The 15,707-nt window shown below is 37.0% G+C and carries 10 protein-coding genes; 3 read left to right on the plus strand and 7 right to left on the minus strand.

Going from position 1 to position 15,707, the window contains the following annotated elements; genetic code table 11:
- Positions 1-449: 449 nt before the first annotated feature.
- Together ACU8DI_RS10035 and ACU8DI_RS10040 are read left to right on the plus strand one after the other, a co-directional pair.
- Positions 450-3,698 (plus strand): LamG-like jellyroll fold domain-containing protein, encoded by a 3,249-nt coding sequence (locus ACU8DI_RS10035; RefSeq protein ID WP_447112640.1) that lies wholly within the window; start codon positions 450-452, stop codon positions 3,696-3,698.
- 491 nt (positions 3,699-4,189) lie between these two features.
- A complete protein-coding gene (locus ACU8DI_RS10040; RefSeq protein ID WP_447112641.1) occupies positions 4,190-5,002 on the plus strand; it encodes a T9SS type A sorting domain-containing protein in 813 nt (270 codons plus the stop codon).
- A 57-nt stretch (positions 5,003-5,059) separates the two neighbouring features.
- Here the strand turns inward: ACU8DI_RS10040 and ACU8DI_RS10045 are convergent, their stop codons facing one another.
- The 3 genes from ACU8DI_RS10045 to ACU8DI_RS10055 are packed head-to-tail and all read right to left on the minus strand — an operon-like array spanning position 5,060 to position 9,394.
- Positions 5,060-5,857 (minus strand): M23 family metallopeptidase, encoded by a 798-nt coding sequence (locus tag ACU8DI_RS10045; protein WP_447112642.1) that lies wholly within the window; start codon positions 5,855-5,857, stop codon positions 5,060-5,062.
- A complete protein-coding gene (locus ACU8DI_RS10050; protein ID WP_447112643.1) occupies positions 5,858-7,183 on the minus strand; it encodes a M28 family peptidase in 1,326 nt (441 codons plus the stop codon).
- 12 nt (positions 7,184-7,195) lie between these two features.
- Complete coding sequence (locus ACU8DI_RS10055) at positions 7,196-9,394, minus strand: bifunctional alpha,alpha-trehalose-phosphate synthase (UDP-forming)/trehalose-phosphatase (protein ID WP_447112644.1); 2,199 nt, start codon at positions 9,392-9,394, stop codon at positions 7,196-7,198.
- Between the two features lie 83 nt (positions 9,395-9,477).
- On the opposite strand from ACU8DI_RS10055, the gene ACU8DI_RS10060 reads away from it, so the two are divergent.
- Entirely contained in the window at positions 9,478-11,277 is a 1,800-nt protein-coding gene (locus ACU8DI_RS10060; protein WP_447112866.1) for a glycoside hydrolase family 15 protein, read from the plus strand.
- A 3-nt stretch (positions 11,278-11,280) separates the two neighbouring features.
- On the opposite strand, the gene ACU8DI_RS10065 is transcribed toward ACU8DI_RS10060, so the two are convergent.
- The 4 genes from ACU8DI_RS10065 to ACU8DI_RS10080 form a co-directional block, all read right to left on the minus strand.
- Entirely contained in the window at positions 11,281-12,051 is a 771-nt protein-coding gene (locus ACU8DI_RS10065) for a sugar-binding protein (protein WP_447112645.1), read from the minus strand.
- Between the two features lie 3 nt (positions 12,052-12,054).
- Positions 12,055-12,531, minus strand: a complete 477-nt coding sequence (locus ACU8DI_RS10070; RefSeq protein ID WP_447112646.1) for a DUF6265 family protein — start codon at positions 12,529-12,531, stop codon at positions 12,055-12,057.
- 10 nt (positions 12,532-12,541) lie between these two features.
- Positions 12,542-13,777, minus strand: coding sequence for a nuclear transport factor 2 family protein (locus tag ACU8DI_RS10075; RefSeq protein ID WP_447112647.1), 1,236 nt, complete (start codon positions 13,775-13,777; stop codon positions 12,542-12,544).
- 105 nt (positions 13,778-13,882) lie between these two features.
- Positions 13,883-15,685 (minus strand): acyl-CoA dehydrogenase family protein, encoded by a 1,803-nt coding sequence (locus tag ACU8DI_RS10080; RefSeq protein ID WP_447112648.1) that lies wholly within the window; start codon positions 15,683-15,685, stop codon positions 13,883-13,885.
- Between the last annotated feature and the right edge of the window lie 22 nt (positions 15,686-15,707).

A 15,707-nucleotide genomic window follows, 5' to 3' on the forward strand; every position in this document is an offset into this window, starting at 1 on the left:
TGAAAGTTAAAAACGACTTGTCTTCGTGTGATTAAAAGTATAAAAAAAGTTCTTTATCGGAAAAATTTACCACTTCATGTCTTTTATCGAATATATTGGTGGTTTTATCAATATTATGATTTTCAACACGATAGGCCTAAATACATTTGTCCTGTTGTTGAAATAACGTTGCGTTTTAATTTACGCAATATGGCCCCAAGCCTATGAAATTATTGACCTGTTTAAATGAATGTCGAGAATTCGCATCCAGAGCTTATGTTAGGGTCAACTATCTTTCAGACCTATTTCAATACCAAAATTAATCCAAAATACTTTTCAGCGTAAGCAAAGTATTCTCCCTCATGATGCTATTGTGATTTTTAAGAATCACAAATGATAGTTAAAAGTCAATCAATTAAAAAGGGATGATATGTACTAATTGGCACATACGTCATTAAAAAAGTATTATTATGGAAAAAATTACTCATTTTTTAAATGCTACTTTTATCAAGAACATCTGCTTAGTGACCATTGTTTTAATCAATGCTAATGCAGTATTCGCTCAAAAATCAGGTGTATGGAGTGCCAATGGAGGAGGTGCTTCTACCACATGGACAACGGCTGCTGGAGCCATAGATATCACAGCTTCAGCCACAAATTATGGTTCCGGTACAAGTTACACTTTGAACGATTTTCAAACACATGATAGTATGGGCTGTAACAATAGTGCTTATAGCGATCCTACCATTGTTGGAAATCCGTCTTTAAGTATCAGACATACCTTTCCGAACACTGCTTTTTTAACGTTTAATTTTAGTAAAGCCGTTGAAAACCCAGTCATGCATTTTGATAGATTGGGAGGAGGCCAGGTTAGTAATCTAACGTCGTCAACTTTAGTATCGATAGTAACTCCAGGAATTACTTTTACACGATTATCTGGAAATGGTTCGCATTTCGTTGTGACTAGTACGTCATTAGGAAGAGACCCTGGACAAACTTACACGTCGTTGCCGTCAGAATGTGGTCCACCCCTTGCTGGAACGGCCTCAGGAAGTGTTCGATTGAATGGCGTTTTCCAAACCATTACTTTTGAATTGTCTATGGATGCTGTGGGTAGTACATCTTCGGTAAACGATAGATTTGAAATTGCCTTTAGTGATGTGCAAAGTCTTACATTGGATTTTGATGGTGTAGATGACTACATCAACAGATCCGCGTTTTTAGGAAATAAATCGGAAGTGACTATGATGACTTGGGTTAAGTTAGATGCTGACGCGACTGGTGGTGAGATTATGGGACAACGTAACTTTAAACTTAATATGGATAACAATAACCGTTTGAGGTTATTTGTTAAAACAAATGGATCCTCTTCAAATTCTGTGACATCTCCTAGTAATGCATCTCCCATATTCACTAAAAATATGTGGTACCATGTAGCTGCAGTTTACGATGGTAATAATGGTAGTGTGCAAATGTTTATTAATGGAGACCTTGTATGGGAATACCTACTATTAGACGGTACAGCGCTTAATAACCAAGCATCCTGGAATTCAGACCATGATTTTGAAATTGGTAGAAACTCCTACAACGACAACAATTATTTTAAAGGTTCTATCTACGAAACTCGTGTTTACGGAAAAGCCTTGACAAGCGATCAATTGCAAAGACAAGTTTATCAAGAAATCGAAAATAATGGCGGAAAAGTGAGAGGTGTTGTGATACCGAAGGATATAGATGGTTTACTTTGGAGTGACCTCATTCTATATTATAAAATGGATATATTAGATAGCGGACAAACAACTGATACCTCCAATTCCAATACGAATGGTCATTTACATGGTATGCGAACGTATCAAGATTATACAGCGCCTTTACCATACGTGACCAAGGCTGGTGGCACAGGGAACTGGAAGGACAAAGATAACTGGTTGCATGGTGACGTTTGGGATATTGATGGTGCACATACAGCTTGTGCCATAGTGAAAATTTCAGATGATCTTAAAACAGATCAGAATCACGGAACCATAGGACTCATTGTTGATAGCGGTAAATCGTTAGAAATTAATGGCGATTCAGGACTGTTCAATTCTTGGTACTTAAAACTTGATGGTACGATTGATTTACAAGGTGAGTCCCAATTAGTGCAATCTGAAGAAAGTACTTTAGACATCACGAGTTCAGGTGCTTTAGAAAAGGATCAACAAGGAACGAGAGACCTTTATACTTATAACTATTGGTCATCACCAGTTGGTATTACAAGTACAACAAGTAATAATACAAATTATAGCGTAAGTGCCGTATTTAAAGACGGTACAAATGCCTCAGCGCCTCAAGCTATTAATTTTGTGACTAACACTTATGATGGGAGTCCAACGTCACCAATCACAATTGCCGATTATTGGATTTGGAAATTTGCGAATCAAACGGATGATGATTACTCGTCATGGCAACATGTGAGAAGCACCGGAATCTTGAAGGCAGGTGAAGGTTTCACAATGAAAGGGGTTGCGAATACTTTAGGAGACATGTCATTGGAGCAGAATTATACCGTCAAAGGAAAACCCAATAATGGGGATATAACACTACCGCTCAATGCAGGAAATGATTATCTGATTGGAAATCCTTATGCCTCGGCAATAGATGCTCATCAATTTATTTTAGACAATGCACCTACGATTGATGCACCAGGAAATACTACCGGAACACTTTATTTTTGGGAACATTGGGGTGGAGGATCGCATGTGTTGTCAGAATATCAAGGCGGTTATGCTACTTATAATCTGGCCGGAGCCGTTCCTGCAGTTGCATATGCCACTCCAGATGCAGATGTTGATCAAAGTGCTTCAGTAGGTTCAAAACTACCAGGTAGATATATACCAGTAGGTCAAGGATTTTTTGTCGTTGGTGAAAATACTGGAACGGTCAGGTTTAAGAATAGCCAACGTGTTTTTGTTACTGAAAATAATAGTGCTTCAACATTTATACGCACGAGTGACATTGAGAGTAATCACAGAAACGATGCTAGTGAAGCCGATCTTAGAATGAAAATAAGGCTAAAGTTCAACTCCGTGAATACATACACTCGAAAAATTTTGGTTACAGCCGATGACAATGCAACCATGGGTTATGATTGGGGTTATGATGCTGAAATCTATGATAACCAAGCAGACGATATGTATTGGCTTATTAACGAGGGTAAATATGTCATTCAAGGTGTAAATACCATTAATACAGAGACAGTACTTCCGCTAGGTATCAATACGGATAGTGATGGTTTGAATAAAATTTCAATAGACAAATTGGAGAATATACCGAATGACATGGCCATTTATATTCATGACAATGTATTAGGCTTATTCCATAATTTGAAAGATGGGTCGTATGAGGTTGACCTACTTGCAGGTACTTACCTAGACCGTTTCGAGATTGTTTTTACAAATTCAGATACCTTGAGTGTTGAAACCTCTCAAGTAACTGCAAATGATATCATTGTTTATACAGATAATTCAGAAGACATCATCATCATTTCAAATCCTGAAAATAAAGTGATTACTGGTGTTGAGGTTTTTAGTATGCTCGGGCAATCAGTTTTGACATTAGATGAGATCACCACAGACAGTAAATTAACAATAAACACCAATGCGCTTAGTATTGGGACTTACATTGTTCAAATAGCTACTGAAGACGGAAGTTACTCGCAAAAAATTATTTTGAATTAGTGTTACATCCTATCAGCTAATAAGACCGCTCTTTAGAGTGGTCTTTTTTTTATGAGGATTAAATCAGTTTGGTGATCGAATCTAACCACTTAGGCTAACTGATTTCATTTAACTAATTGTTTATGAGCTGTTTATAAATTGATGGAATCGCAAATTGTGCTGTTTATCGATGTTTTTTGACAGTTTTATCCCGATATCGATTATTTTTTCCATGTTAACGAGAATTTAGAATTTCTCCATTGTAACCGCTCTATCTTTGAACCGTTATTGACATTGTAAGTTTATTATACAATGACAAATGGTCCCAAAGCCTATAAAATAAATGAACCTATAGTCTCCAACTATTTACAATAACATTATTTAATCCAACATACTTTTCTTAATAGTAAAGTATTCTCCCTCAGCGTATGATCAAAGCATTTGATGATACACATTCAATTTAAAAGAGAATTAACTAAACAATGGCTTAAACCCATTAAAAACCTACTATTATGAGAAAAATTACTATTTCTAACACGCTTACTTTAAAGAAATTATCTGCTTTATCCTTATGTCTAATCTTAAGTACTACTAGCTTCTTTGCTAGTAATGTATCAGACACGGATCCTAATGAAGCCGATTTAAGAATGAAAATTCGATTAGAATTTAATTCTACGAATACCTACACGAGACAAATCAATATCGTTGCTGATGAGAATGCATCTTCAGGTTATGATCAGGAGTTTGATATGGCGATGGATAATTTACAAGCTGATGACATGTATTGGTTAATTGATGCTGGGAAATTTATCAATCAAGGGATTAATGATATGAATGAGGATACAGTGCTTCCAATTGGTGTGAATACAAGTACTTCTGGTGTCAATGTTATTTCCATTAACAAATTAGAAAATATCCCAAGTTCATTTAAAATATTTATTCACGATACTGACTTAGGTGTATACCATAGTCTAAAGGAAGGTGATTATGCCGTGAACTTAACTGCAGGTGTTTATTTAAACAGATTTGAAATTGTGTTTTCAGAACCGGATACCTTAAGTTTAAATGAATTTCAAACAGCAGAGCAATCCATGGATGTTTTATTCAATCGTTCTGACGACCAAATTAAAGTATTGAACCACTCAAATTTAAAAATAGAATCCATAGAGGTTTACTCTTTATTAGGTCAGGCTGTTTATAAATCGTCGACTTCAAGTACACAAAATGAGGTTGCTATCAACGCTAGCCAAATCACTTCAGGTACTTATGTGGTTATCGTAAGATCTGATAACGGTATCAAATCAAAGAAAATTTTAGTTAATTAGTTAGTTTTTTATTTTAAGTCATCGAAGAGGCTGCCATATTTGGTAGCCTTTTTGTATTTAGTGAGACATTATTCGTCCTTTTTCAAGATTCGTACTAAACGTGTCGTTGAAGTAGAATGGTATGGAAACAAATTCAAATGGTTCAACCTTAAATACTGCGAAATGTAAATGGGGTTGTGTTGACCAACCTGTATGACCTGATAAGGCTATGGGTTCTCCTTTTTTTACACGCTGATTTCTTGTTACTAATGCACCGTTTTGTTTTAAATGCACGTATTGGCTGAAGGTGCCATCGTCATGATAAATCGTTAAATAATTAGCAAATTCTCTAAACGATTTGTCATTGCCATGTTTGTTATGGTGTTGTATTATACCAACAACATAGCCATCTCTTGCTGCACAAATAGTATCTCCAATAGGCATTTGAAAATCTATAGCATAACTAGAAAACCTACCATTATGCGTGAAATTAGTTCTATTGCCTTGTAGTATTTTATAGGCTTTATGTTTGAGAAATGGTAATTCATAAGGGTGCAACGTGTCATACGTTGACATTTTTGAATTGCCATATGCGGTTTTTAATTTGTATTGTTTAAGAAACGTGAGCGTGTCCATAGTGTTTTTTGAAAAGCTTAAAAGGCGCTTTTCTTCCTCTGGAAAAATGACTAATGTGTCAGACATCGATTTGCCTTCTTTTTGAGCCACTATTTGGTAAGGACATTTCAATAGATTCTCTGAGACTACATGCAACGAATCGTTGGTTTGCTGAAATTTAATATAACTGGGTTTGGTGATTTTTTTTGAACAAGAAACACCTAATAAAATGGCCAACGAGCAAATTAAAAGCCTTTTCATCTATCTCATAATCTTGTTAGGAAATACCACAACGCTCTCAAAACCATTCTCGCCAACGGAAGCGACACCAAAATAGTAATTGTCAATTACAATTCCCTCTAATAAAAACTCAGTCACATTACCTACATATCTACTGTGATCCCAAGTAGGAGAGGTCGTGTCGCGCCAATATATTTTATAACCCTTAGCGCCTTTCACGGCCTCCCATTTTAATTTTACAGATGGTTCAACTATACCGCCTATTTCAACAGTTGTTGGTGAAGGAGGTGCCCAAGCTAAACTCGCCATGTTGATGGCGTTAACAGCCGTCAGTTTTTTTGCATAACCAAAGTTGACATGTTCGAATGTATCGCCATATGCTATATTATTTTCAGTTCTTATATCTTGATGTTGTTGTGTATAGTTTTCATGAGCTTCCATAATACGGATACCGGCAAAACCAAGATCATTAAAAGGTCTGTGGTGACCTCCGCGTCCAAATCGATCCAGTCTGTAAATCATCATTGGGTTCATTTCAGGCATATAGGTTTTAACTGTTTTATGAACATAACGTGCCAATTGACGTGAAATACCGTCAACTTCGCCACCATAAAACCGTCTTGCACGTCTTTCACGTTCTGTTTCAGTTGGTGGTACAGGCTCTGAAAAAATTCTGAAAGTTCGATTGTCAATAACACCATCAACACCCTCGATATTCCCAATCATATCGTTGTTGAGAACACCAATAATATCCCAGTTCTGCTCTTGAGCATATTTGGCAAAGCCTTGACCTCCAAAAAGGCCTTGCTCTTCGCCAGACAGTCCAAGATAGATGATACTACTTTCAAATTTATATTTAGATAATACCCTTGCAGCTTCAATGGCTCCAGCCATTCCTGAAGCATTGTCATTGGCACCTGGTGAATCTGATGTGAAATTATTTGGATCTGAAACTCTAGAATCTATATCACCACTCATAATAATATAACGATTGGGATACTTGGTTCCGCGCTGAATCGCTACCACATTAACCACCATCACATCGTTTACTATGCGTTGATTGGTTCCTTTTTTAACGAGATCTTTTTGGTAGAATACCTCAAGACAATCATCACATGCATTCGATATTTTATCGAATTGTCCTTTAATCCATCGTCTTGCTGCTCCAATGCCTCTGGTATCTGAAATCGTATCGCTCAAGGTGTGTCTCGTTCCAAAATCTGCTAATGTTTTAACATCAGCTCTTAGACGTGTTTCAGACACAGCATCTATGATATCGTATAATTGTAAATTGTTTTGTGCAGAAATGGCTACTGTTGAAAGTAATAGTGCAAAAAGGACTCTCATATCATTGTAATTTTATTCTATAAATTTATGTAAAACGTCTCGGACTTCATCTGTATTTTTGACATAATACTTGGCACTTGTTTTTTTAAATCCAACTTTTACTGTGTAAGCAGAATCAGGGAGTTCCTCAAACATGTATTCATCGGTCCAGTCGTCTCCAATACAAAACATGAAATCATAATCTTCATTAGTTAAGAGTCGCGATGAAGCGCGCCCTTTGTTGACACTACTGCTCTTAATTTCAATGACTTTGTTACCTTTTAAGACAGATAAATCATTGTTTGAAGTCAAACTTGTTAAAACCGTATCAATTTCTATGGTTCTGATTTGTGCTAATTCAGGATCAGCTTTTCTATAGTGCCAAGCTAAAGAGTATTTTTTAGTTTCAATGAATGTTCCTGGCGTACGATCGACAAAAGTTTCTAAAATAGGTTTGATATTATCCATCCAATCATTTTTCAGTCGTTCCAAGGCTTCCCAATCGTTCTGGGGTGTTTTAAGCCATACTCCGTGATCTGTGATCAATTTATAATCTTTATCAGCAAACCAATCTGTAAATGTTTCTCGGTCGCGTCCACTAATAAGCACCACATCATTCTTGCTATTTGATTGGAGCTGATCTAGTAATTCATATAACTGAGCATCAGGACTGGCATCTTTTGGATTATCCTGAAATCCTGCTAATGTTCCATCATAATCCAATAAAAATAAGCGACGTTTAGCCGACTTAAATTTTGATAGCATTTCTGTCTGTATCGTTTGATTGAGGCGTTTCGCCACAATGACAGCCCCTAAATTTTTGGTAGCATGCAAGGATTTCATAAATTCTTCTGCCCATTTCTCAACAGTGTAGCGACGTAAGCGTTTTTGAAGAATCTTCATTCGAGATTGTTGCTCTTCAATGGGCATTTCTAAAGCGTATTTCAGCGTGTCGGCAATCTGCTCAAAATTATTTGGATTAATCAACATCGCTTCGTTCATTTCTTTAGAAGCACCTGCCATTTCACTTAATATTAAAACACCATCTTGTTCCGTTCGAGTCGCTACATATTCCTTAGCCACCAAATTCATTCCATCACGAACGGGCGTAATCATCGCCACATGTGAAGAAGTATAAAGATCAATAAGATTTTCAAAAGGCATAGAACGATAAAAATACCAAATAGGCGTCCAACTCACTGTTGCAAACTGCCCATTAATACGTCCGACTAATTCATCAGTTTCACGTTTAAGAAGTTGGTATTGAGGAACATTAGATCTAGAAGGAACCGCGAGCATAATGAGACGTACCTTTTCTTTATATTCTGGATATTTATTCAAGAAATACTCAAACGCTCGAATCCTATTGGGAATACCCTTGGTATAGTCCATTCGATCAATGGACAATACCATTCGTGCATCACTACTTGATTGCATATGGTCATCCAAACGTTTTTGTAATTCAGACTTTTCGGTGTTTTTCTGTTTGATAGCTGAATCATAGAACTTGTCGTAGTCAATACCCATGGGAAATGAATCCACTTTCACGATGCGATCGTGATAGGTCACTTCATTGAATTTAACATCTAGTCTCAAAATACGCTTGACTGAACTCAAAAAATGACGCTCATAATCATAGGTATGAAATCCTATAAGATCAGCTCCTAACATACCGTGGAGCAACTCCTCGCGCCAAGGAAATGTTCTGAATATTTCATAGGAAGGATACGGAATATGTAAGAAGAAACCAATGGTCGTGTTTGGCTTTTTGTCTTTAATTAATTTAGGTAACAGTAGCAATTGATAATCGTGAACCCATACCGTGTCGCCATCTTCAACATGTTCAAGAACGGCATCTGCAAATTTTTGATTAACCGTTTTATAAGACTCCCAATACGAATTTTCAAACTCTGTATATTCCATAAAATAATGGAATAGTGGCCAAAGGGTGCGATTGCTGAACCCATAATAAAAATGATCCAGATCGTCCTGAGTTAATGAGACGGTATCACATTTGGCTTTTTTGACTAGAGCTTTGACTTCTTTGGCTTGGTCTTCATTTAATTCCTCCTCAGTCAAGCCTGACCAACCAATCCAAAGACTATTACCTTCGTTATGAACCGACTTTAATCCTGTTGCCAATCCGCCCACACTTGGCTTAACTTCAAGCTTGTCATTTTCTAGTTTTATTTGAAGTGGAAGTCGGTTGGAAATAATTATTGTTTTATTCATGTGAAAACTTTTGATTGTCGGTTGGATTTTTGTTAATTTAAGAAAAATTGATTGCTAATCCTTTAATATAAAAAAAAGATTTGATTAATAATTTAGATTACGGAATTATAGGAAATTGTAGAAGTGCAGCGCTCATATCCAAGACAGGATCATTAGATTGGTGTTGCTTGCCAGAGTTTGATTCTTCGTCTGTTTTTGCAAAAATATTAGATGAAAAGAAAGGTGGTTCATTTAATTTTGAAGTTTCATCAGATTATGAAATTTCGCAATCTTACCTAGAAAACACGTGTATTTTAATAACGCGTTTTACTTCTGAAAATGATGCGTTTGAAATCCATGATTTCATGCCGAGGTATAAAAAGGAAAATAAAGAATACTATGCGCCACCAGAGGTTGTTCGCTATCTAAAACATATTAAAGGAACACCAGAAATTAACGTGATTTATGATCCTAAATTGGAATATGCCCTAGGTAAAACGACCACCTATGCTAAAGCCGATTTTATGGTAAGCTTGACGGATAAGGAAAAATATGATACGCTATTTTTGTATACGAGCTTTGATAAGGAAGAACTGATGGAAGGCAAACCAATTCGTTTGAAAGAAGACGGGTTTTTCCAATTTGGATATAATGAAAAATTATTTGTGCCCAACACAAGAAAAGTGGCTTTAGAATTGGAACGTACCAAAGTGTATTGGTTAAATTGGATGGAACGCACGCCCAAGTATAATTTATACAATGAAGAGATTTCCAGAAGCGCCATGACCTTGAAGCTGCTCAGTTACGAAAAAACAGGCGCAGTGCTTGCTGCGGCTACAACATCACTTCCTGAAACCATTGGTGAAGTTAGAAATTGGGATTATCGCTTTTGTTGGATTCGTGATGCCTCTATGGTTATTAAAGTAGTGTCGCAACTAGGTCATAAGCGTATGGCAAAACGGTATTTGCGGTTTATCACGAATTTGATTCCAGATAAAGATGAAAAACTGCAAATCATGTACGGCATTAATGGTGAAAAACAACTCACCGAAATACAATTAGAACATTTAAGTGGCTACATGAATTCGAAGCCAGTTCGCATAGGAAATGCGGCTTATTCGCAGCGCCAAAATGACATTTATGGTATTTTAATGGATGTGATTCATCAGCAACTCGTGCGTTTTAGCACTGATATCGAAAATGGTGAAGAACTTTGGGCCATAACTAAGGGCGTGGTTTGGGTAGTTAACAAGCACTGGAAAGAGGCGGATAAAGGAATTTGGGAGTTTAGAACCGAAGATCGTCACTTTACATTTTCTAAAGTACTGTGTTGGGTAGCTGTAGATAAAGCTATTAAGGTGGCCGAAATTTTAGGAAAAACACATAAACTCAATAAATGGTTGTCTCTTGAAGCCGAAATTAAGGAAGACATTATGGACAATGCTTGGAATGACGACGTTCTTGCATTTACACAAAGTTATGGTTCTACCGATTTAGATGCTTCTGTTTTGCTAATGGAGCCTTATGGGTTTATCGATGCCAAGGATCCTAAGTATATTAGTACGGTCAAAGCTATTGAAGAGGAGTTGAGTAACGATGGCTTGCTTTACCGTTATAAAAATAAGGATGATTTTGGATTGCCTTCTTCGTCTTTTACCATATGTACCTTCTGGTTTATTAATAGTCTTTTTAAAATTGGTGAGGAACAAAAGGCAAAAGCGCTTTTTGATCAATTATTGAGCTATAGTAACCATTTGGGCTTGTTTAGTGAAGATATAGATTTTAAGACAAAGCGTTTGTTGGGTAATTTTCCACAGGCTTATTCACACCTCGCATTAATTGAGACTGCTATCAATCTTTCAAAAATTACGGAAGAGGAAAAAGTGAAAGATACGATGGGTTGACCATCAATTTTCTAGTAGGAGGGTTCCAAAAATATTAGCATCAATCCAACCTCGGTTTTTGTCGTCACCTTCAACTGGAATGGAACCTATAAAGTGTTCGCGTTCATCACTTGTATCATTGTCACAGTAGGCAATAGCAAAACCAATTTTTGAATTAGCTTTGAGTAACACAGGTTCGTTAGATGTGGTATCGCTATAGGTGTCATCAAAGAGTGACATCTTTACTTCCCATAGGGTTGTATGTCCTTCGCTGAGTCTTTTTGATGTTACATGGGAGTTATAAAGTTTGCCCTGTTTTTCTGTTGACATATCCACGACATTTCCGTCCAAAGCAATATGATAAGCAAAGGCATTATGGTTGTATTGATGTTCACCACCGCTATTGTCTTGGTCCACAAAAATTTCTAAGCAATCATCGTCCCACCATCTCACTAGCGGATCAGAAATGTGATCGACGAGCGAGTCATCTTTAATTTCAGCTAGAACGAAAAGAGCTTCATCAGACCAGCTTAATTTGTAGCGTCCCGAAAAATCTTCATTAGTCAAGGAATCACCTAACCAAACTTGATCGATAGGATGCCACTGACTTTTCTGCCAAATGGCCTCATTTGCCATGCCATCAATCGTTATAGGTGATAAGGATTTATGGATCTTTAATAATTGCCGTTCTTTTTTTTGAGGCGTTTCTGTCGGACTCATATTTTCCTGCGTCACGTTCTTTTTGCAGGCGCATAAGAGCATTGGAACTAAGAATAGGAATCGGATTATATTCATGGATTACTTTTTGTAGTTGAATTTTACAATTTCAATGTCTCCAGTCTCATTTTTAATGTCGACATACACGTTCATCTCATTGTCACTAACGCGTTCAAAACTCATACCTTCAAATATGACCTGAGTAGCTGTGATTTTTTTAAGCGGAAAATCTACGGTTTCATTCTTTGTTTCCCAGCCTCTCAAGTCGTTATCGAAGTGCTTTAATTGTAAGACTAATGAGTTCTCGATTTCCCGAATAATCTCAATTTCATAAAATGAAACTTTTCCGTCATTAATGAGTTTGAAGCAGGCCATCATGGAGCCTCCAGAAGGTTCGCTCCAGTTCTCTTCAGTCTGTCCGCCAAAGGCTTCACCTTTCCAATTGCCAGCAATCCATTTGATGTTTTCCAAGGTAGGAGCCATCGATTCATTTGGAGTGCCATTTTGTGCTAAACCTCGAAAACTAATGAGTGCAAGAATAATAATTACATATTTCATAAAATTCATATTATTGGATAAAAGTGACCTTCGATATTTTACCATTGTTAATTTCATAGATGGCAACAGCATGAAAAATCTTGCCGTTAGCAGTTACTTGTTCTTCGTCAATGACTTTATTACCAATGACTATTCGTTTTTTGATAAAAGCATTTAAATCTGGAGCGCTCTCGAACCAACTACTATAACTTTTTCGCATGGCTTCATAACTATCTGTTTGCAGTTCATTAGGGAAACCATATAATTTCACGTCCTTGGAGTAAGTAGCCATAAACGCGTCAATATCTCTCGCATTATAAGCTTCTAACTGCTGTTGCACGATAGCTTCGACAGTACTAGCTTCGGTTGTGACATTGTCTGAATCTGTCTCTTCAGATGTTGCTGATGTTTTATGGATTTCAGCAGCTAATAATAAGGTGTTGTTCTCTGTAATTAATCGGGTAATATTGCTGATGTTATTTTCGGCCAAATCTGCAACCAGCTTCCAATCGTTATCCTTTTGTAAGGTGAGTTTGTATAACCGACTTTCTTTTCCTGATAGTATCGTGGTACTATTCAACCAACAGATATCCTCAACACCTGGAATAGTATTCGCGATGACTTCAATCTTACCAGTTTTAGGGTCTAAAGCTTTTATTTGCCATTGGTTGTTATTTTCCTTAGAGATAAAACTCACTAAGTTTGAATTAGGAATTCTATGAATTGAACGTCCCACTTTCGTAGCGTATTTTCGGTTAATTTGTTCGTTCAATAGATGGACATACAAGTTTAAGTCGTCACCTTCAATAACTGCTGAAACAATCGTATGGTCATCAAACCAAGTGTAATATGCAACAACTAGATCCTGAACGAGTTCTGTAGATTCACCATTACTCGTGTTGTAGGCGTAAAGTCGTTGTTTCCCGTCTTTATCTAATCGCACGGCAGACACCAAATCCTTATTTGGCACTTTTAAAGGGGTGTATTCTCCACCTTCTGTAAAATTGAGCCACGATTTTGAGCCGTATCTCGTGTCGTATTTAGCGATATCTGTTTGACCATTTCTGGTGGAAGCAAATAAAATATAGCGGTCATCAAGGAATGAAGGTTGGTTGTCGTAACCGTCATTATTGGACAAGTTTTTTCCGTTTTTCACTGCAATTTTTGAACCCATAGTTTCTATGTCGAATAAAAAAACTTCGGTATTGGATTGAGAAAAACCAATGGAACAAACGACAGAACATAAAATTAAAAAGTATTGTTTCATTTGATTAAGGAGATTAATGTTCTAAAGATAGTAAAATAAAAAAAGCCAATCCCGTTAGTGGATTGGCTTCAATGGTTGTTTAGAAAATTTGAATTAGCCTAAATTTTAAAAACAATATTTATTTTCTGCTTTCACTTTCTCAGCAATCTCATTGCGCAAATCAACGATATCTGGATAGTTTTGATACTTTGTAAAACGTTTGAGTCCCATCAACATCATACGTTGCTCGTCACCTTCAGCAAAAGAAATAATACTTTCTTTTCCTTTCTTTTCAATAAGGCTTACTGCGTTGTATAAATATAACTTAGACATGGCAATTTGTGTTTTTTGAGCGTCCTCGCCAAATCGCTTCGCATTCTTTTCGGTTCTTAATATAGCGGATTCTGCCATATAGATTTCGATTAAAATATCCGCAGCAGCTATCAATAATTGTTGGTGTTCTTCTAATTCAGTTCCAAATTTTTGAACAGCACCTCCTGCGACCATCAAAAAGACCTTTTTCATTTTGGCGATCATTTCTTTTTCTTCTGAAAACAACTCCGAGTAATCTGGTGTTTCGAAGGACGGAATGCCCATGAGTTCTTCTTGAACTTTTGATGCAGGTCCTAATAAATCCACGTGACCTTTCATGGCTTTCTTAACCAGCATGCCTACGCAAAGCATGCGGTTAATTTCATTGGTACCTTCATAAATACGTGCAATACGTGCATCTCTCCAAGCAGCTTCCATAGGTGTTTCTTCAGAGAATCCCATACCACCAAAAATTTGGATACCTTCATCTGCACAATTTTGTACATCTTCTGACACGGCAACTTTTAATATAGAACATTCTATAGCATATTCTTCTACACCCTTCAGTTCTGCTTCTTGATGAGAATTTCCGGCAGCTTCACGCATAGAAATGCGATCTTCAATATTTTTTGAAGCTCTATAGGTCGCAGATTCTCCTGCGTAGGCGTCGGCCGCCATTTTAGCCAATTTCATTTTGATAGCACCAAAATCTGAAATAGCTGTTTTGAATTGTTTACGTTCATTGGCATATTGAACAGCTGTTGAAGTAATACGTCTTTGCGAATCTAAACATGCTGCAGCGAGTTTAATTCGTCCTACATTTAAAGCGTTCATGGCAATTTTAAAGCCATTACCTCTTTCAGAAAGCATGTTCTCAACTGGTACAACCGTATCGTTAAAGAATACTTGACGCGTTGAACTCGCACGAATACCTAGTTTGTGCTCTTCTTCACCCAGAGTGATACCATTTTCAGGATCATTTTCTACAATAAAGCCTGTGATGTTTTTATCATTTTCAATACGTGCAAATACAATAAACAACTTGCAGAAGCCAGCATTGGAAATCCACATTTTTTGTCCATTGATTTTATAGCTTTTACCATCAGCAGAAAGTTCCGCTGTCGTTTTTCCGGAGTTTGCATCACTACCAGCTCCAGGTTCCGTTAGACAATAAGCACCAAACCATTCGCCAGTTGCTAATTTAGGTACGTATTTTTGTTTTTGTTCTTCCGTACCATAGAGGGTTATTGGCATGGTACCAATACCTGTATGTGCACCAAAAGCGGTACTGAAAGATCCGGTTCCAGAAGAAATATAATCACAGGTTAGGACCGTAGACACAAAACCCATTCCCAATCCGCCGTAAGCTTCAGGGACTGCGACGCCAAGAAACCCGAGTTCACCGGCTTTTTTCATGCACTCCTCCGTTAAGGCATAATCTTTAGCTTCAAATCTTGCTTTGTGCGGTATAATTTCACGATCATTAAATTCCATGACCGCTTCTTTCATCATTTTTTGTTCTTCTGAAAAATCTTCAGGAGTAAACACGTCTTCGCATTTGGTTTCTTTTACCAAGAACTGACCTCCACGTAGGATATCTTTTTCAGTTGCTTCCATTTGTTATAGTTGTATTAAGTTT

The sequence above is a fragment of the Psychroserpens sp. BH13MA-6 genome (genome assembly GCF_052983595.1).

Bases quoted from the DNA above. Each gene is read 5' to 3' on its own strand.
- ACU8DI_RS10035 (WP_447112640.1), top strand. From the start codon at position 450: ATGGAAAAAATTACTCATTTTTTAAATGCTACTTTTATCAAGAACATC.
- ACU8DI_RS10080 (WP_447112648.1), bottom strand. From the start codon at position 15,685: ATGGAAGCAACTGAAAAAGATATCCTACGTGGAGGTCAGTTCTTGGTA.
- ACU8DI_RS10070 (WP_447112646.1), bottom strand. From the start codon at position 12,531: ATGAAATATGTAATTATTATTCTTGCACTCATTAGTTTTCGAGGTTTA.
- ACU8DI_RS10055 (WP_447112644.1), bottom strand. From the start codon at position 9,394: ATGAATAAAACAATAATTATTTCCAACCGACTTCCACTTCAAATAAAA.
- ACU8DI_RS10075 (WP_447112647.1), bottom strand. From the start codon at position 13,777: ATGAAACAATACTTTTTAATTTTATGTTCTGTCGTTTGTTCCATTGGT.
- ACU8DI_RS10050 (WP_447112643.1), bottom strand. From the start codon at position 7,183: ATGAGAGTCCTTTTTGCACTATTACTTTCAACAGTAGCCATTTCTGCA.
- ACU8DI_RS10040 (WP_447112641.1), top strand. From the start codon at position 4,190: ATGAGAAAAATTACTATTTCTAACACGCTTACTTTAAAGAAATTATCT.
- ACU8DI_RS10065 (WP_447112645.1), bottom strand. From the start codon at position 12,051: ATGAATATAATCCGATTCCTATTCTTAGTTCCAATGCTCTTATGCGCC.
- ACU8DI_RS10045 (WP_447112642.1), bottom strand. From the start codon at position 5,857: ATGAAAAGGCTTTTAATTTGCTCGTTGGCCATTTTATTAGGTGTTTCT.